General features: G+C 65.6%; 15 protein-coding genes. 8 read left to right on the forward strand and 7 right to left on the reverse strand.

Annotated features, from left to right (window positions below):
• Positions 1-166 precede the first annotated feature (166 nt).
• Positions 167-3676 carry a PAS domain-containing hybrid sensor histidine kinase/response regulator gene (locus tag SE92_RS20400; protein ID WP_063203660.1) on the forward strand — a complete coding sequence of 1170 codons (3510 nt, stop codon included), beginning with the start codon at positions 167-169 and terminating at the stop codon, positions 3674-3676.
• Positions 3677-3683: 7 nt separating this feature from the next.
• Here the strand turns inward: SE92_RS20400 and SE92_RS20405 are convergent, their stop codons facing one another.
• The 4 genes from SE92_RS20405 to SE92_RS20420 form a co-directional block, all read right to left on the reverse strand.
• Positions 3684-4505 carry an SDR family NAD(P)-dependent oxidoreductase gene (locus tag SE92_RS20405; protein ID WP_063197853.1) on the reverse strand — a complete coding sequence of 274 codons (822 nt, stop codon included), beginning with the start codon at positions 4503-4505 and terminating at the stop codon, positions 3684-3686.
• An 18-nt stretch (positions 4506-4523) separates the two neighbouring features.
• Positions 4524-5087, reverse strand: a complete 564-nt coding sequence (locus SE92_RS20410) for a cytochrome P460 family protein (protein WP_157095580.1) — start codon at positions 5085-5087, stop codon at positions 4524-4526.
• 72 nt (positions 5088-5159) lie between these two features.
• On the reverse strand, positions 5160-6191 hold the full coding sequence (locus SE92_RS20415) for an alpha/beta fold hydrolase (protein WP_063197855.1): 1032 nt from the start codon (positions 6189-6191) through the stop codon (positions 5160-5162).
• Between the two features lie 35 nt (positions 6192-6226).
• Positions 6227-6646, reverse strand: a complete 420-nt coding sequence (locus SE92_RS20420; protein WP_063197856.1) for an organic hydroperoxide resistance protein — start codon at positions 6644-6646, stop codon at positions 6227-6229.
• Positions 6647-6843: 197 nt separating this feature from the next.
• Between SE92_RS20420 and SE92_RS20425 the strand changes: the two genes are divergently transcribed.
• Positions 6844-9684 (forward strand): ATP-binding protein, encoded by a 2841-nt coding sequence (locus SE92_RS20425; RefSeq protein WP_063197858.1) that lies wholly within the window; start codon positions 6844-6846, stop codon positions 9682-9684.
• Positions 9685-9690: 6 nt separating this feature from the next.
• On the opposite strand, the gene SE92_RS20430 is transcribed toward SE92_RS20425, so the two are convergent.
• Positions 9691-10362: a response regulator gene (locus SE92_RS20430; RefSeq protein ID WP_063197860.1), complete on the reverse strand. Its 672-nt coding sequence runs from the start codon at positions 10360-10362 to the stop codon at positions 9691-9693.
• Between the two features lie 339 nt (positions 10363-10701).
• On the opposite strand from SE92_RS20430, the gene SE92_RS20435 reads away from it, so the two are divergent.
• Positions 10702-12327 (forward strand): MFS transporter, encoded by a 1626-nt coding sequence (locus SE92_RS20435; RefSeq protein WP_198172717.1) that lies wholly within the window; start codon positions 10702-10704, stop codon positions 12325-12327.
• A gap of 64 nt (positions 12328-12391) precedes the next feature.
• Here the strand turns inward: SE92_RS20435 and SE92_RS20440 are convergent, their stop codons facing one another.
• Positions 12392-12871, reverse strand: a complete 480-nt coding sequence (locus SE92_RS20440) for a secondary thiamine-phosphate synthase enzyme YjbQ (protein WP_063197863.1) — start codon at positions 12869-12871, stop codon at positions 12392-12394.
• 161 nt (positions 12872-13032) lie between these two features.
• Entirely contained in the window at positions 13033-13569 is a 537-nt protein-coding gene (locus SE92_RS20445) for a hypothetical protein (RefSeq protein ID WP_063203662.1), read from the reverse strand.
• A gap of 359 nt (positions 13570-13928) precedes the next feature.
• Here SE92_RS20445 and SE92_RS20450 point away from each other — a divergent pair, with 359 nt between their 5' ends.
• The 5 genes from SE92_RS20450 (at position 13929) to SE92_RS20470 (ending at position 16572) form a co-directional block, all read left to right on the forward strand.
• Positions 13929-14303 carry an AtpZ/AtpI family protein gene (locus SE92_RS20450; RefSeq protein ID WP_063197865.1) on the forward strand — a complete coding sequence of 125 codons (375 nt, stop codon included), beginning with the start codon at positions 13929-13931 and terminating at the stop codon, positions 14301-14303.
• Positions 14304-14414: 111 nt separating this feature from the next.
• A complete protein-coding gene (locus SE92_RS20455; RefSeq protein WP_063197866.1) occupies positions 14415-15164 on the forward strand; it encodes a F0F1 ATP synthase subunit A in 750 nt (249 codons plus the stop codon).
• A 53-nt stretch (positions 15165-15217) separates the two neighbouring features.
• Positions 15218-15448 carry a F0F1 ATP synthase subunit C gene (locus tag SE92_RS20460; protein ID WP_007599451.1) on the forward strand — a complete coding sequence of 77 codons (231 nt, stop codon included), beginning with the start codon at positions 15218-15220 and terminating at the stop codon, positions 15446-15448.
• Positions 15449-15514: 66 nt separating this feature from the next.
• Positions 15515-16081 (forward strand): F0F1 ATP synthase subunit B family protein, encoded by a 567-nt coding sequence (locus SE92_RS20465; protein WP_063197868.1) that lies wholly within the window; start codon positions 15515-15517, stop codon positions 16079-16081.
• A gap of 5 nt (positions 16082-16086) precedes the next feature.
• On the forward strand, positions 16087-16572 hold the full coding sequence (locus SE92_RS20470) for a F0F1 ATP synthase subunit B family protein (protein WP_063197870.1): 486 nt from the start codon (positions 16087-16089) through the stop codon (positions 16570-16572).
• Positions 16573-16762 lie beyond the last annotated feature (190 nt).

Here is a 16762-nt window from a genome sequence, read left to right on the forward strand (position 1 = left end):
TCCAGAGGAGGGTAGGGCCAGTGCCTCAAGCGAGGCACCTTAACGACATCCTCGGTTCCCGCCCTCACCCGGCATTTCGCTGTCGCCTCGCCCTGTCCAACGCGCTAGATTTGCAGGGAAAATGAGCACGGGCGCGGCCAGCGCCCCGGGAGAAGCGCACCTCGCCATGCTGCACGATTGGGGCGTGATCGCCGCCGCCTTCGGCTATATCGGCTTCCTGTTCCTGGTGGCGAGCCACGGCGACCGCCGCTCGCCGGCCGGGCGCGGCCGCGCCTCCGGGTGGATCTATCCGCTGTCGCTGGCGATCTACTGCACCTCCTGGACCTTCTTCGGCTCGGTCGGTTTTGCCACGCGCACCTCGACCGACTTCCTCGCTATCTATGTCGGCCCGATCCTGATGATCGGGCTCGGGGCCGGCGTGCTGCGCCGCGTGATCCAGCTCGCCAAGGCTCACAACATCACTTCGATCGCCGATTTCATCGGGGCGCGCTACGGCAAGAGCCAGGCGGTGGCGGCCACGGTCGCGCTGATCGCGATCATCGGCTCGGTGCCCTACATCGCGCTCCAGCTCAAGGCGGTTGCCTCCTCGCTCGAAACCATCCTGAGCGAGGACCAGGCCTTCTCCCACATCCCGATCCTCGGCGACATGGCGCTGATGGTGACGCTGGCGATGGCGGCCTTCGCGGTGCTGTTCGGCACGCGGCAGACCGACGCCACCGAGCACCAGCACGGCCTGATGCTGGCGGTCGCGACCGAATCCATCATCAAGCTGGTCGCCTTCCTCACCGCCGGCATCTTCGTCACCTTCTGGATGTTCTCGCCGCACGAGCTGATCGAGCGCGCGATGAAGACGCCGGAGGCGGTGCGCGCCATCAACTATTCGCCGTCGATCGGCAACTTCCTGACCATGACGCTGCTGTCGCTCTGCGCGATCATGCTGCTGCCGCGCCAGTTCCACGTCAGCGTGGTCGAGAACTCCTCGGATGCCGAGGTCGGCCGCGCACGCTGGCTGTTTCCGCTGTACCTCGTCGCCATCAATCTGTTCGTGATCCCGATCGCGATCGCCGGCCTCGTCACCTTCCCGTTCGGCGCGGCCGACCCCGACATGTATGTGCTGGCGCTGCCGATGGAGGGCGGCGCGGATCTGCTCAGCGTCGCCGTCTTCGTCGGCGGCCTGTCGGCGGCGACCGCGATGGTGATCGTCGAATGCGTCGCGCTCTCCATCATGGTCTCGAACGACCTCGTGGTGCCCCTGGTGCTGCAACGACGGCCGGAGGGCCGCACCGGCGGGGCCGATTTCAGCGACTTCCTGCTGCGCTCGCGGCGGCTCGCGATCTTCGCCATCATGGTGATGGCCTATTTCTATTACCGCGCGCTCGGCAACACCCAGCTCGCGGCGATCGGCCTGCTCTCCTTTGCCGCCATCGCCCAGCTCGCGCCGAGCTTCTTCGGCGGCCTGCTCTGGCGGCGCGCCACCGCGCGCGGCGCCATCGGGGGCATGCTGGTCGGCTTCGCGGTGTGGCTCTACACGCTGTTCATGCCGAGCTTCATGGATTCCTCGACATCGGGCATCCTGCTGCTTCAGCACGGCCCGTTCGGCATCGAGGCCCTGCGGCCGCAGGCGCTGTTCGGCGCCGACCTGCCGCCCTTGATGCACGGCGTGATCTGGTCGCTGTCGCTCAACATCCTGACCTACGTGCTGCTGTCGCTGGCGCGAAGGCCCTCGTCCATCGAGCTGCTGCAGGCCGATCTGTTCGTGCCCAACACGCTCGCGCCGATCTCGCCGGGTTTCCGCCGCTGGCGCACCACCGTCACCGTGCAGGACATCCAGACCACGGTCGCGCAATATCTCGGCCCCGACCGCGCACGGCATTCCTTCGAGGCCTTCTCGGCGCGGCGCAATGTCCGCCTGGAGCCCGGCGCCCCCGCTGATTTCGAGCTGTTGCAGCACGCCGAGCACCTGATCGCCTCCTCGATCGGAGCGGCCTCCTCCCGCCTCGTGATGTCGCTGCTGCTGCGCAAGCGGACGGTGTCGGCAAAAGCCGCGCTAAAACTGCTCGACGATTCGCACGCGGCGCTGCATTTCAACCGCGAGATCCTGCAGACCGCGCTCAACCACGTACGCCAGGGCATCGCCGTGTTCGACGCCGATTTGCAGCTGATCTGCTCCAACCGGCAGTTCGGCGATCTCCTCAACGTGCCCCCGCACATCGTCCAGTTCGGCACGCCCCTGCGCGAGATCCTGGAATTCATGGGTGTGAGCGATCCGGACCATCAGGCCGACCGTGAGGCAATGATCGAGCGGCGGCTCATCGCCTACACCACCGACAGCGAACCGTATCTCGAACGCCTGCCGGAACGCCACATGGTGATCGAGGTGCTCACCAACCGCATGCCCGGCGGCGGCTTCGTCATCACCTTCACCGACGTCACGCCGACATTCGAAGCGGCGGAAGCGCTGGAGCGCGCCAACGCGACGCTGGAAAAGCGCGTGCGCGACCGCACCGAGGAACTGACGCGGCTGAACTCCGAGCTGGCGCTGGCCAAGAGCACGGCGGAAGACGCCAGCATCTCCAAGACGCGCTTCCTCGCCGCCGCCAGCCACGACATCCTCCAGCCGCTGAACGCGGCGCGGCTCTATGTCACGAGCCTGGTCGAGCGCCAGCACAGCGGCGAGGAGACGCGGCTGGTCGAGAACATCGACGAATCGCTGCAGGCGATCGAAGAGATCCTCGGCGCGCTGCTCGACATCTCCAGGCTGGACGCAGGCGCGATGACGACCTCGATCTCGAGCTTCAAGATGGCGGACCTGATGCGCTCGCTGGAGATCGAGTTCGCGCCGATCGCGCGCGCCAAGAACCTGGAGCTGACCTTCGTGCCCTGCTCGCTGCCGGTCGAATCGGATCGGCTGCTGCTGCGCCGCCTGCTGCAAAACCTGATCTCGAACGCGATCAAATACACCCCGCGCGGCCGCGTGCTGGTCGGTTGTCGCCGGCAGGGCCCGTCGCTCAAGATCTGTGTCTACGACACCGGCGTCGGCATCCCCCAGGTCAAGCGCGGCGAGATCTTCAAGGAATTCCATCGCCTCGAGCAGGGCGCGCGGATCGCGCGCGGGCTGGGGCTCGGCCTGTCGATCGTCGAACGGCTGGCGCGGGTGCTCAAGCACGGCATCGCCATCGACGGCAACAAGAGCGGCGGCTCGGTATTCTCGGTGACGGTGCCGACGGCGAAGGCGATCACCCATACCGCCGCCGTGACCAGTGCGACGCCGCTGGCGCGCACGCCGATCTCGGGCGCCTTGATCGTCTGCATCGAGAACGACGCGGCGATCCTCGACGGCATGCGCACGCTGCTGAAGGCTTGGGATGCCGAGGTGATCGCGGTCGCCGACCCCGAAGGCGCGATCGCCGCGATCGAGAGCGCCGGACGACGCGTCACCGGCCTCCTGGTCGACTATCATCTCGACCGCGGCAACGGCATCGCCGCGATCCGCGAGATCCGCCGCCGTTTCGGCGACGGCATTCCCGCGATCCTGATCACCGCCGACCGCAGCCCCGCCGTGCAGGTCGCCGCGCGGGACGAAAACGTCGCGGTGCTCAACAAGCCGGTCAAGCCGGCCTCGCTCCGCGCGCTGCTCGGGCAATGGCGGACGCAGCAGATGGTCGCGGCGGAATAGGACGCCGTCAGTAGTCGGTCGATACGCTGAGCGCGCGCCATTTCTCCAGCTCGTCGAGACGCTGCCGGTCCGTCGCGGCGATAGCGTTGACGGCATCGCTGCCGAGCCCGATGCGCAGGGGCGGGTGATCCATGTTCGCGAGCTGCAATACCACGTCGGCCGCCTTGGCGGGATCACCGGGCTGACGGCCATCGTAGTCGCGCTGCATCCTGACGGCGGCACCGACCACCGCGTCGTACTCCGGACGTCCTTCGTCGGTCTCGTGCGAGGTCTGGGCAAAGCCGGTCCGGAAGCCGCCGGGCTCGACGATGGTCACATGCACGCCGATCAGCGCCATCTCGCGCGCCAGCGATTCCGAAAAGCCTTCGATACCCCATTTCGCCGCCGAATAGGGCGCGCGGGCCGGCGCGCCGATGCGGCCGCCGACCGACGAGACCTGTATGATGTGCCCACGGCGCTGCTTGCGCAGCACCGGGATCGCCGCCTTGGTGACGATGATGGTGCCGATCAGATTGGCCTCGATCTGCTGCCGGAACGAGGCGAGGCTGGTATCCTCGACCGAGCCGAGATCGCCATAGCCGGCATTGTTCACGACGACGTCGAGACCGCCGTAGGCTTCCACCGCGAGGTCGATCGCCGCTTGCGCTGCCGCTTCGTCGGTCACATCAAGCGTTGCCAGCCGCAGTCTTTCCCCGAAACGTTCGCACAGCGGTTCGAGCGGGTCGAGCTTGCGAGCCGTGGCCACCACCCGGTCGCCCGCAACGAGTGCGGCTTCCGTGATGGCGCGCCCCAACCCGCGCGAACTGCCGCTGATGAACCAGGTCTTCATGCCAGTCTCCGAAAGGACTTAAGGCGCGAGCCGCGTGAACACGTAATCGTGGCTCTTGGCACGGGCTTCGTGACAGCCCCAGCAGGTGCGGTGCTGGGCCTCGTCAACCGGCTTGCCGTTGATGAAGCGGCCAAAGCCCCAGCCTCCAGTGGAGGCATATTTCTTGGAATCCTTGACCATCACCTGCACCGTCGTAGCAGCACCGGGGATCGTCGCGGATGCAAATTCAGGTGATTGCTTCCGCTTCCAAGCGCGCTTGACCAACACGGTCCCGTCGGGGAACGGAAGCTTGCCGGCCTGGTAGGCATCGATGGCAGTCTGGTTGCCGACGACCGCGCGCAGTTCGTCGAGCGGCGCAGCCTCCTCCGCCGGCGCGATCAGTTCCCACTGCTTGTAGCCGGCGGGGATCGTGACGCCGAAGATCGGCGAGGCGTGGGCGGCCGTGCTTTCAGCCGGCGTCTGCGCCGAGACGATCGTGGCGAGATACGGCACGCAGGTCAGCAGAATGACGACGAGAACCACGGCAAGAACGATCATTGTGGAGAATGCGAAGGTTTTCTTTTCGGGCTCGGGCGGGGTCATGATCTCTCAACAGGCTCGGAGCGACGGATATCCTCCGGTCCAGCCGGGCTGGACCGGAGGCGGACAACATTCTCAGGCGCCGCCGTCGGCGTCGATGACAGCCTTGGCAAAGGCTTGCGGCGCTTCCTGCGGCAGATTGTGACCGATACCGCCGGTGATCAGGCGAAACTCGTAGCGGCCTGAAAACTTCTTGGCATAGGCACTCGGCTCGGGGTGAGGTGCGCCATTGGCATCGCCTTCCATCGTGATCGTGGGAACGCTGATCACCGGGCCGGCCGCCAGCTTCTTCTCGATATCCTCGTATTTCGCCTCACCCTGGGCGAGCCCGAGCCGCCAGCGGTAATTGTGGATCGTGATCGCGACATGATCCCCGTTGTCGAGCGCCGCCGCGCTGCGGGCGAAAGTGGCGTCGTCGAACTTCCACTGCGGCGAGGCGAGCTTCCAGATCAGTTTTGCGAAATCGTGCGTATACTTCTCGTATCCGGCCCGGCCGCGCTCGGTCGCGAAATAAAACTGATACCACCATTGCAATTCGGCCGATGGCGGCAGCGGCGCATTGCCGGCGGCCTGGCTCGAGATCAGATAGCCGCTGACCGACACCAGCGCGCGGCAGCGCTCCGGCCACAGCGCGGCGATGATGTCGGCGGTGCGCGCGCCCCAGTCGAAGCCGGCCACGACGGCCTTCTTGATGTCGAGCTTGTCCATCAGCGCGATGATGTCGGCGGCCATGGCGGCGGGCTCGCCGTTGCGCGGCGTCTCGCTGGAGAGGAAATGCGTCGAGCCGTAGCCGCGCAAGTAAGGGCTGATGACGCGATAGCCGGCCTTTGCCAGGATCGGCGCGACGTCGATGAAGGCGTGAATGTCGTAGGGCCAGCCGTGCAGCAGGATCGCCACGGGGCCGTTCGATGGCCCCGCCTCGGCATAGCCGACATTGAGGACGCCGGCATCGATCTGCTTGATCGTGCCGAAGGATGCGGTCGATCCGGATGATCGCGGCGCTTCCGTTTCGGCACGCGCAAAGTCAATCACACCGAGACCGACGGCGACGGTTCCGGCGGCCACGCCAAAAAACTTGCGACGATGCTGGTCGATGTTTGGCTTCATGGTCGTGTACCTCGTGGTGTTTGGTGAACGTTGCGTCAGATCAGCGTGACCGTGACGTCGATGTTGCCGCGAACGGCCTTGGAATAGGGACAGGTCTGATGCGCATCATCGACGATGCCGCGCGCGATCTCGGGGTCGAGGCCAGGCAGGCTGACATTGAGGCGTGCCCGAAGCGAATAGCCGCCGTCGTCGAGCACGAGATCAATCTCCGCGTCGATCGCGCTCTTCCTGGGCAGCTCGATCTTGCGCTTGCGCGCGGCGATCTCCATCGCGCCTTCGAAGCAGGCCGACCAGCCGGCGGCGAACAATTGCTCGGGATTGGTGCCGGTGCCCGCAGCGCCGGGCGGCGACAGCTTGACGTCGAGGCGACCGTCGGAGCTGCGCGCGATGCCGTCGTGCCGCCCGCCGCTGGTGTGGGTCCTGGCCGTGTACAGTAACTTCCCCGCCTGCGTCATCATGGTCTCCTCGTCGTCACGCCACTGACTAGCAGCGGCTGCGACGGCACACCCGTTTGGACTTGTGAGAAGTTGTGAGGTCTCGCCTGGCGCCTCACAAAGGCCCGCATCCGCGGTCTGATGCCGATGCAGGAGCGGCCTTGCCGGATCGCGATCATCTGGCTATCGGGTCCTTCCGAAGGGACCAAGATTTCGTCATGACAGAGCCGACCGTCACCGCGACGGGAACATTGTCGTTCGGGCCATTTTCCGTGACGCCGCATGAAAGGCTCGTGATGCGTGACGGCGTCGCGTTGCCGCTCGGCGCGAAAGCCTTCGACACGCTGATGGCGCTGATGTCGCGGCCAAATGAAGTCGTCAGCAAATGGGACCTGATGGCGCTGGTGTGGCCCGGCATCACCGTCGAGGAGACCAATCTGCGCTTTCATGTCGCAGCGCTTCGCAAGGCGCTCGGCGACGGCAAGGATGGCGCCCGCTACATCACGACGCTCTCCGGCCGCGGCTATTGCTTTGTGGCGCCGATCTCGCAGACAAATATCGCTCCGGTGCAGCGCCCCGCGCCGCGGCGGGAATTGCCGCCCGTTAAACTGCCGAACCGGCTGCAGCGGATGGTCGGGCGCGTCGATGCGATCGCCGCCGTCTCCGACAAGCTCCTCGCCTCGCGCTTCGTCACGATCGTCGGCCCCGGCGGCGTCGGCAAGACCGCGGTCGCCGTGGCGATCGCGCACGATCTGCTCGAATCATTCTCCGATGCCGCGCACTTCGTGGACCTTGCCTCGCTCAGCGATCCCGATCTCGTGATCACCTCGATCCTGCTGATGCTTGGTCTGCCGGCGGAGGCCGACGATCCCCTGCCCGCGTTGCTCGCGCATCTCAGGGACAAGCGGATGCTGTTGATCCTCGACAATTGCGAGCACGTCATCGCAGCGGCCGCACCGCTGGCCGCGGAGATATTCCATGCGGCGCCGCACGTCCATATCCTCGCGACCAGCCGCGAAGCCCTGCGCGTCGAGGGCGAGCAGGTCTATCGATTGGCCCCGTTCGCCGTCCCGCCCGACAACTCCGGGCTGACCGCCGCCTCAGCACAGACCTATCCCGCACTTCAACTGTTCCTCGAACGTGCCACGGCCGGCGGCGCGCAGATCAGGCTCGACGATGCAAATGCCGCGCTCATCGCGAGGATCTGCCGCAAGCTCGACGGCATGGCGCTGGCGATCGAGCTCGCCGCGGGCCGGGTCGAAGCCTACGGCCTCGCGCAGACGGCCGCACTGCTCGACGAGCGTCTCAACCTGCTCTGGCAAGGCCAGCGGACGGCGCCGCCCCGGCAGAAGACGTTGCAGGCCACGCTCGACTGGAGCTACGGGCTATTGTCGGATCGCGAACGCCTGGTGCTGCGCAGGCTCGCGGTCTTTGCCGGGCATTTCACCCTAGACGCGGCCCTCGAGGTCGTGCCGGACGAGCGCGTCGACCACGCCCATTTGTTCGACGCCGTCGACAGTCTCGTTGCCAAATCGATGGTCGCCCCGCGTCCGATCGGCGCCATGATGCGCTATCGCCTGCTCGACGCCACGCGCGCCTATCTGCGCGAGATCGAGCCTGATGACGCGGCGCTCGCCGTCCGCCACGCGACTTACTACCGGCGATGGCTGGAACAGGCCGGCACGACCTGGGCCAATGTACCGAGCGCGGACGAACGGGCGGCTCACTTCTCCGCGCTTCACAACGTGCGCGCCGCGCTCGAATGGTGCTTCGGCGTGGGCGGCGATCTCGGCGCCGGTATCGTGCTCGCCGCCGCCGCGGCGCCGATCTTCCTGGCTATGTCCCTGTTGATCGAATGCCGGCGCTGGTCGGAACGTGCGCTGCTGGCGATGGCCCCCTCCGCGCGCGGCAGCGCCGAGGAAATGCACATCCAGGCCGCCCTCGGACTGACCTTGATGTTCACCCGCGGCGGCAGCGAAGCGGCGCGCAGCGCCCTGAGTCGGGGCCTTGCGATCGCCGAGGCGCGCGGCGACCAAATCAACCAGCTCCAGCTGCTCGGCCGGATGCATATCTTTCACGAGCGGATGGGAGAGTTCGACGCCGCGCTTGGCTACGCGCAGCAGAGCCTCGCCGTCGCAAGGTCGCTGGGTGATGCGGCCTCGATCGCCCTCGCCCATTCCCTCCTCGGCGTCTCGCTGCATCTGGCAGGCCGGCATCGCGACGCCCTTGAGATGCTGCAGATCGCCTGGCAGGGACCCGGCACGGAACGAATCAGCACGGTCTATGGCTTCGATCATCGCAACCGCGCCGGCATCACCCTGGCCCGCGAGCTCTGGTTGCAGGGCCGGCCCGCAGATGCGCAGCAATTGGCGCGGCAGACGGTCACCGAGGCCGCGCAGATGGATCATCCGATCACGCTCTGCATCGCGCTGATCTGGGCGGTCGCCATCGAGCTCTGGAGCGGCGACCTCGACGGCGCGGAGGAGGACATCGACCGCTTCATCGCGCACGCCAATTCGCGCTCGATGGGGCCTTATCTTGCGGTCGGCCGCGGCGTCAAAGGCGAGCTGGCGATCCGGCGCGGCGATGCCGCCGGTGGCGTCGAGACGATCGCGACTTGCCTGCGCGAGCTCCATGATGCCGGCTACGAGCTGCTGACCACGACCTTCAACATCGCGCTGGTCCAGGGCTTGCTGGCGCTCGGACAGTTCGAGCAGAGCACGCACCTCATTGACGATGCGATCCGCCTGGTCGAGCGGAGCGGCGACCACCTCTACAGGCCCGAGTTGCTGCGCATGAGAGGCAAGGTCCTGTTGAACCAGCCGGCGCCGCGGATGCAGGACGCCGAGGCCTGCCTGATGCAGGCGCTGGACCTCAGCCGCGCCCAAGGCGCGAAAGCCTGGGAACTGCGGGCCGCGGTCGATCTCGCCGCGCTCATCAGCGAACGCGGCCGGCGCGAGGAAGCGAAGGGATTGCTGCAATCGTCGCTTGAAGGCTTTGCCGAAGGTTCGGATACTGCGGATATCCGGGCTGCCGATGCGCTTCTGAAGATATTGTAGCGAGCCTCACCCCGTCGGCGTGCCCTGCTTCCACTGGCCGCCGGCAATCTTCGCGGCGGCGATCACGGCCTGGGTGCGGCTCTCGACGCCGAGCTTTTGCAGGATCGCCGAGACGTGGGCCTTGATGGTGGCCTCGGAGACCCCGAGCTCGTAGGCGATCTGCTTGTTGAGGAGGCCCTCCGACAGCATCATCAAGACCCGGACCTGCTGCGGCGTCAGGGTCACGAGGCGGTCGCGCAGGCGCGTCATATCGGGGTCGGCGGCTGCCGACAGATCGGTGTCGGCGGGAACCCAGACGTCGCCTTCCATCACCTTGAGGATGGCATCGCGCAAGGTCTCGACGCCGAATCGCTTGGGGATGAAGCCCGAGGCGCCGAAATCGAGCGAGCGGCGGATCGTGGCGCTGTCGTCGGACGCCGAGACGATCACCACCGGGATCGCGGGATATTGCGCGCGCAGATAGATCAGGCCGGAAAAGCCCGAGATCCCGGGCATCGAGAGGTCGAGCAGGATCAAATCGACGTCCGAGGTCTGTTCCAGGAGCTTGGTCAGATCCTCGAACGATCCGGCCTCGTCGATCTTGGCCGAGGTCAGCACGCCCGCCACCGCCTGTCGCAGCGCGTCGCGGAAAAGCGGATGGTCATCGGCGATGACGAGATGGGTCGAGGGAGCGTTCATCGTTCTCTTGCTGTCGTCCGCGGCTGGCGGACAGATCCCGGGTTTGTCCAATTCTTCCCCGAGCGGCCGTGGCATGCAAGTGCACATTATCCCTTTGCTGCAAAGGGGTTAATCCGGGAGCCGCCGTGACTGCCGGCCGGCGCCCGATACCGCGCGTCAGCTGCGCGTCAGTGCGCAAGGCCGAAAGTCGTATTGGGGCAGGTTTCACGCCGATGTTACCTTGCGGGTAAGACCTGGGTTGATCCGGCACGTCCGGACATCCGGGGCGCGAGGAAACGCATTTTCGGGGAGCGACTCAACATGTCGACAATGGCCGTATCTCAAGCAAGCGCGGGAGGGATGACGAAGGACGAACGGTTCGTCATTCTCGCCTCCTCGCTCGGTACCGTCTTTGAGTGGTACGATTTCTACCTCTACGGTTCACTGGCCGGCATCATCGGCGCCCAGTTCTTCTCGGCCTATCCGCCGGCCACCCGCGACATCTTCGCACTGCTCGCGTTCGCAGCCGGCTTCCTGGTGCGTCCGTTCGGCGCGATCGTGTTCGGCCGCGTCGGCGACATCGTCGGCCGCAAATACACCTTCCTCGTCACCATCCTGATCATGGGTCTGTCGACCTTCATCGTCGGCCTGCTGCCGAACGCGGCGACCATCGGCATCGCGGCTCCGATCATCCTGATCGCGCTGCGCCTCGCCCAGGGCCTGGCGCTCGGCGGCGAATATGGCGGTGCGGCGACCTACGTCGCGGAGCATGCGCCGAACGGCAAGCGCGGCTATTACACCTCTTTCATTCAGACCACGGCAACGCTCGGCCTGTTCCTGTCGCTGCTGGTGATCCTGTTTACCCGCAGCGCCCTCGGCGAACCCGACTTCGCCGCCTGGGGCTGGCGCATCCCGTTCCTGGTCTCGGTGCTGTTGCTCGGCGTCTCGGTCTGGATCCGGCTCCGCCTCAATGAATCCCCGATCTTCCAGAAGATGAAGGACGAGGGCAAGAGCTCGAAGGCGCCGCTGACCGAAGCCTTCGGCAATTGGCAGAACGGCAAGCTCGTGCTGCTCGCGCTGCTCGGCGGCGTGATGGGCCAGGGCGTGGTCTGGTACACCGGCCAGTTCTACGCGCTGTTCTTCCTGCAATCGATCCTGAAGGTCGACGGTTACACCGCCAACCTGCTGATCGCCTGGTCGCTGCTGCTCGGCACCGGCTTCTTCATCGTGTTCGGCATGCTGTCCGACAAGATCGGCCGCAAGCCGATCATCCTCGGCGGCTGCCTGATCGCGGCACTGACCTTCTTCCCGATCTTCAAGATGATCACCACCAACGCCAACCCGGCGCTGGAGAAGGCCATCGAGCAGACCAAGGTCGAGGTGGTGGCCGATCCCGCGGGCTGCGGCGACCTGTTCAACCCGGTCGGCACCCGCGTCTTCACCGCGCCTTGCGACACCGCCCGTGCTTTCCTCGCGCAGTCGTCGGTCAAGTACTCGACCGCGCCGGGAGCCGCCGGCTCGGGCGTGAAGGTGATGGTCAACGGTAAGGAAGTCGCCTACGCCAACGCCAAGGACGGCAACCCGGCAGTTCTCGCCGCCGTGCAGGCAGCCGGCTATCCGAAGGCCGGCGACGCCGGCATCGTGAAGATGGCACATCCGTTCGACATCTTCCGTCCGCAGGTGGCTGCGGTCGTCGGGCTGCTGTTCGTCCTGGTGCTGTTCGTCACCATGGTTTACGGCCCGATCGCCGCGATGCTGGTCGAACTGTTCCCGACCCGCATCCGCTACACCTCGATGTCGCTGCCCTACCACATCGGCAACGGCTGGTTCGGCGGCCTGCTGCCGGCAACCGCCTTCGCCATCGTGGCCTCGACCGGCGATATCTATGCCGGTCTCTGGTATCCGGTCATCTTCGCATCGATCACCGTCGTGATCGGCTTGTTCTTCCTGCCCGAGACCAAGGACGTCGACATCAAGGCGACCTGATCGAGAGCACCGATCTCAACAAACACGAACCGGCCGCGGCATCCCGCGGCCGGTTTTGTTTTGGTCAGCGCGACGCGCCGACGAATTGCAGCACGACCTCGCGGCGATGCGGACGGGTCCGATGCTCGATCAGATAGATTGCCTGCCAGGTCCCGAGCGCGAGCTTGCCGTCCAGCACCGGCACGTGGAGCGAAGTCCCCGTCAGCATGGTCTTGACGTGCGCCGGCATGTCGTCCGGTCCTTCGGTGTCGTGAGTCCAGCCTGCATCTTCATCGTCGGGCGCGAACCGCGCCAGCGCCGTGGTGAGATCGACGAGCACGGACGGATCGGCATTCTCCTGGATCGTCAGCGACGCCGAGGTGTGACGGATGAACAGCGTCAGCGCGCCGTCGCGCGCGCGGATCTCGGCGGCGAACTTCGCAGCCTCGCCCGTGAGATCGATGAAGCCGCAGCCCGGCGTCTGCACGGTCAGCAGCGACGAGGCAATGGTGGTGGCTTGCGCGGACGATGGCGCCGAGCGCGTGATGGATCTGGCTGATGTCATGGAAGGTCTCGCTGCATCGGACACTGCCGTAGGATGGGGCAAAAGCGCGAAGCGACGTGCCCGCGTCTTTCTTCACCGCCGTAGAGACATCATGGGCACGGCGTAACAGCGCCTTTGCTCACTCTACCAAAGCTCAACGCGCAGATGGCGCGAAGGGGTCCTCAAATCTTCCCCGACACGTCCTTCTGGACGCGGTTGGCCATGTCGATCAGCCGCCGCCAGGCCTTTTCCAGAAACGACATCACGCGATCGACGTCCTGATCGCTCGGCAGCGGAATCTCGATCTTGCGCTCGCCCTCGGCGGCCCGAGGCTCGGCGTTTTTGGGCTCGGCTTTCTTCAACGGGTCGGATTTCGGCAGCGCCTCGTCGATCTTGCCCGACACCGTCGGGGCCGCCGCGAGCTGCCCCTTCAGCCTCTCGACCTCGGCCTGGAGCCTGCCGATCTCGGCGTCGAGCGCGGTCCGTTCGTCGGGCACCGCGTAGCAGGCCCAGCCGGTGCCGTTCTTGGTGCAGGTCGATATCGTGCCGGTGCGCGTGTCGAGCCGCAGCACGCCTTCGGGAATGGGCGTCATGCTGTAGCGACCGTTTTCGCCGTCGGGCGCGGGTTGCGCGGCCTCGAGACCGCCACCGACGGCCATCGCCGCGGCAAATGCCGCCGCCGCAAGCCAGGATGTTGTGGATGGCGTCACAGGTCTCATCGCGCTCTCCGCCACGAGGTGCAGGTGGCAATCCGGCAAATTCTACACCCCGCTGAGCCGATCCGCCGCCCAAAACGCGTCTCGACATCAACGATCCCAGCGATGTCTTTGATCCCGGCAACGCGGCGAAAGGGCGGCCGCGTTCACCGAGCGCAGGGCGAGCTGCTGCGGTGCGGCGTCACGCTGTGTGCAGCGCTGCCGCACGCGCCAATATCATCAAATAAATCAGACACATAACCGAAAGCGACGCAATCGTGACTTGGCTTGACTTGATTATGGGCCATCAGTATGGTCCGCGCGGCTTTTGAGGGTGGCGGGCGTAATTTCCATTCAGCCGCGGCGTTTCGGGTCTTCGTTGCATGACACAGGGCACGGGACACGGCGAGAATGGAGATCGCGATAAATCGTCCGAGGAAGCTGCGCTTTCCGAACGGCTCGGAAGTCTTGATCAGAGGTTGTCCGAATTTCGCGACCGCCGGATCAAGACCGAGCAACCCGCAGGTGACGGTGGAGACGGAGCGGCCAGAGCCTCGGCGATGGCGCTTGGTTTCCGGTTATCCTCCGAGTTGATCGCCGGTGTCGTCGTTGGAGCGGGGATTGGCTGGGGGTTCGACCGCTTGCTGTCGACGTCGCCTTTCGGGTTTATCGTGTTCCTGTTGCTGGGCTTCGTCGCCGGCGTGGTGAATGTGGTGAGAACGGCGGGCGCGGGTCAGAACAGGCGCGGTGGTTCGTAGGCCGTCCCACCAGGAGAGGAATGATCGTACCGGTTTCGCCGGTACGGGCCGGCCCGGCCGGCAGACCGAGACCCGCCGGCATCGCCCGGCAGACCAAGAGATGCCGCGCTGATGAAAATCGATCCGATCCACCAGTTCAACATCGAGCCTCTCTTCACCCTGGGCCATATCGGCAATCACACGATCGCCTTCACCAATTCGTCGCTCTACATGCTGGTGGCGGTGGCGATCATCTCGCTCCTGATGCTCGCCAGCGGCACCCAGCTGGTTCCCGGGCGCCTGCAATCGGTCGCCGAGATCTCCTACGAATTCGTAGCCAGCACCATCCGTTCGACGGCCGGCGCGGAGGGCATGAAGTTCTTCCCGCTGATCTTCTCGCTGTTCATGTTCATCTGTGTCTCGAACCTGGTCGGCATCATCCCCTATACCTTCACGATCTCGAGCCATCTGATCGTCACCGCAGCGCTTGCGCTTCTGGTCTTCTTCACCGTTCTGATCTACGGCGTCGCCAAGAACGGCATGAAATTCTTCTCGATCTTCGTCCCCCACGGCGTCCCCGGCTACATCCTGCCGCTGGTGATGTTCATCGAGATCCTGTCTTTCTTCCTGCGTCCGGTCTCCCACAGCGTCCGTCTGTTCGCCAACATGCTGGCCGGCCACATCGCGCTGAAGGTGTTCGCCGGCTTCGTCGCCATGCTGGGCTTCTCGCTCGGGGCGCTGGGCTGGGTCGGCGGCGTGCTGCCGCTGGCGCTCACGGTCGCGCTGTACGCCCTGGAGATCCTGGTCGCGTTCCTGCAGGCCTATGTGTTCGCGATCCTGACCTGCATCTACCTCAACGACGCCATTCATCCGGGACACTGAGCGGTCCGGGGAATTTCCACCCACAACCCAATCTTTCTTCCAAGGAGTCTAAAATGGATCCGGCAGCAGCAAAACTTATCGGCGCGGGCATCGCATGCATCGGCATGGGCGGTGCGGGCGTCGGCGTCGGCGTGATCTTCGGCAACTACCTCGCCGCAGCCGTTCGCAACCCCTCGGCCGCTCAGGGCCAGTTCGGCAACCTGATCTTCGGCTTCGCGGTGACCGAAGCGCTCGGCATCTTCTCGCTGCTGATCGCGCTGCTGCTGCTGTTCGTTCCGCTCTGAGGACGACGTTTTTCGCGCCGTTCCATTCCCTTGGGACGGCGCGTGTGACAGCAACAGGAGAACTCCGTGGCTGAAAGTCATGGCGGCGCAAAAGGTCCGGCGGCGGGCGCTCACACCGAGGCTGACGGTGGTCACCACGGTGGCGGTTTTCCGCCGTTCGAGAGCAGCAACTACGCTTCACAGCTGGTGTCGCTCGCGATCTTCTTCGTCCTGCTTTACGTGATCGTGTCCAAGCTCGCTCTGCCGAAGGTCGGCGGTGCGATCGAGGCGCGTCAGAACAAGATCGACGGCGACCTCACCGAGGCGCAGGCGCTGAAGGATCAGTCCGACGCCGCGCTGAAGGCCTATGAAACCGAGCTCGCTTCGGCGCGCACACGGGCACAGGCGATCGGCAACGAATCCCGCGACAAGGCGAATGCGCAGGCAGACGCCGAGCGCAAGACGCTGGAAGAACAATTGGCGGCCAAGCTCGCCGGGGCGGAGAAGACCATCGCCTCGACCCGCGCCGCCGCCATGAGCAACGTCCGCGGCATCGCGGCCGATGCGGCAGGTCAGATCGTGCAGCAGCTCACCGGCGTCGTTCCCGACGCCGCGTCGGTCAATGCGGCGGTCGATGCGTCCCTGAAAGGTTAGTCGAGATGTTCTTCGATCCTGAAACCTGGGTCGCCATCGCCTTCGTGATCCTGATGGTCCTGTTCGGCTATCTCGGGGTCTTCAAGTCGGCGATGTCGGCGCTCGACAAGCGCGCCGAGCGCATCAAGACCGAGCTCGACGACGCCCAGCGCCTCAAGCAGGAGGCAGCCAAGGTGCTCGCCGACTACAAGGCGCGCACCGCCTCGGCCGAACGCGAGGCCGCCGAGATCATCGCCAACGCCAGAAGCGAAGCCGAGCGCATCGCGACTGAGGCCAAGGCGAAGATGGAAGACTTCGTCGCCCGCCGCACCAAGACCGCGGAGAGCAAGATCGCGCTCGCCGAGGCCCAGGCGCTGGCCGATGTCCGCGCCGCAGCCGCGGAAGCCGCCGTCCAGGCCGCCTCGACGATCCTGTCGCAGTCGGTCAAGGGCCAGCTCGCCGACGACCTGCTCGCCAAGGGCATCAGCGAAGTCCGGCAGAAGCTGAACTGAGGCGTTTGCCTTCACCCATCAAAAAGCCGGCGCGATGAGCGCCGGCTTTTTTGTTGGGCGAACTGCAGCCGCAAACTGGGTGTCATCACCCGCAAAGGCTGGTGATCCAGTACGCCGCGGCTTATCGGTTCAAGCACCGCGGCCTCTGGAATACTGGATTGCCCGCCTTCGCGGGCAATGACAGCTGAGA

It is taken from the genome of Bradyrhizobium sp. AT1 (assembly GCF_001590795.1).
Taxonomy (GTDB): domain Bacteria; phylum Pseudomonadota; class Alphaproteobacteria; order Rhizobiales; family Xanthobacteraceae; genus Bradyrhizobium.

Coding starts and splice junctions, on each gene's coding strand:
- SE92_RS20425 (WP_063197858.1), top strand. CDS start 6,844: ATGACAGAGCCGACCGTCACCGCGACGGGAACATTGTCGTTCGGGCCA.
- SE92_RS20455 (WP_063197866.1), top strand. CDS start 14,415: ATGAAAATCGATCCGATCCACCAGTTCAACATCGAGCCTCTCTTCACC.
- SE92_RS20435 (WP_198172717.1), top strand. CDS start 10,702: ATGACGAAGGACGAACGGTTCGTCATTCTCGCCTCCTCGCTCGGTACC.
- SE92_RS20415 (WP_063197855.1), bottom strand. CDS start 6,191: ATGAAGCCAAACATCGACCAGCATCGTCGCAAGTTTTTTGGCGTGGCC.
- SE92_RS20445 (WP_063203662.1), bottom strand. CDS start 13,569: ATGAGACCTGTGACGCCATCCACAACATCCTGGCTTGCGGCGGCGGCA.
- SE92_RS20420 (WP_063197856.1), bottom strand. CDS start 6,646: ATGACGCAGGCGGGGAAGTTACTGTACACGGCCAGGACCCACACCAGC.
- SE92_RS20400 (WP_063203660.1), top strand. CDS start 167: ATGCTGCACGATTGGGGCGTGATCGCCGCCGCCTTCGGCTATATCGGC.
- SE92_RS20410 (WP_157095580.1), bottom strand. CDS start 5,087: ATGACCCCGCCCGAGCCCGAAAAGAAAACCTTCGCATTCTCCACAATG.
- SE92_RS20450 (WP_063197865.1), top strand. CDS start 13,929: ATGACACAGGGCACGGGACACGGCGAGAATGGAGATCGCGATAAATCG.
- SE92_RS20440 (WP_063197863.1), bottom strand. CDS start 12,871: ATGACATCAGCCAGATCCATCACGCGCTCGGCGCCATCGTCCGCGCAA.
- SE92_RS20460 (WP_007599451.1), top strand. CDS start 15,218: ATGGATCCGGCAGCAGCAAAACTTATCGGCGCGGGCATCGCATGCATC.
- SE92_RS20430 (WP_063197860.1), bottom strand. CDS start 10,362: ATGAACGCTCCCTCGACCCATCTCGTCATCGCCGATGACCATCCGCTT.
- SE92_RS20470 (WP_063197870.1), top strand. CDS start 16,087: ATGTTCTTCGATCCTGAAACCTGGGTCGCCATCGCCTTCGTGATCCTG.
- SE92_RS20405 (WP_063197853.1), bottom strand. CDS start 4,505: ATGAAGACCTGGTTCATCAGCGGCAGTTCGCGCGGGTTGGGGCGCGCC.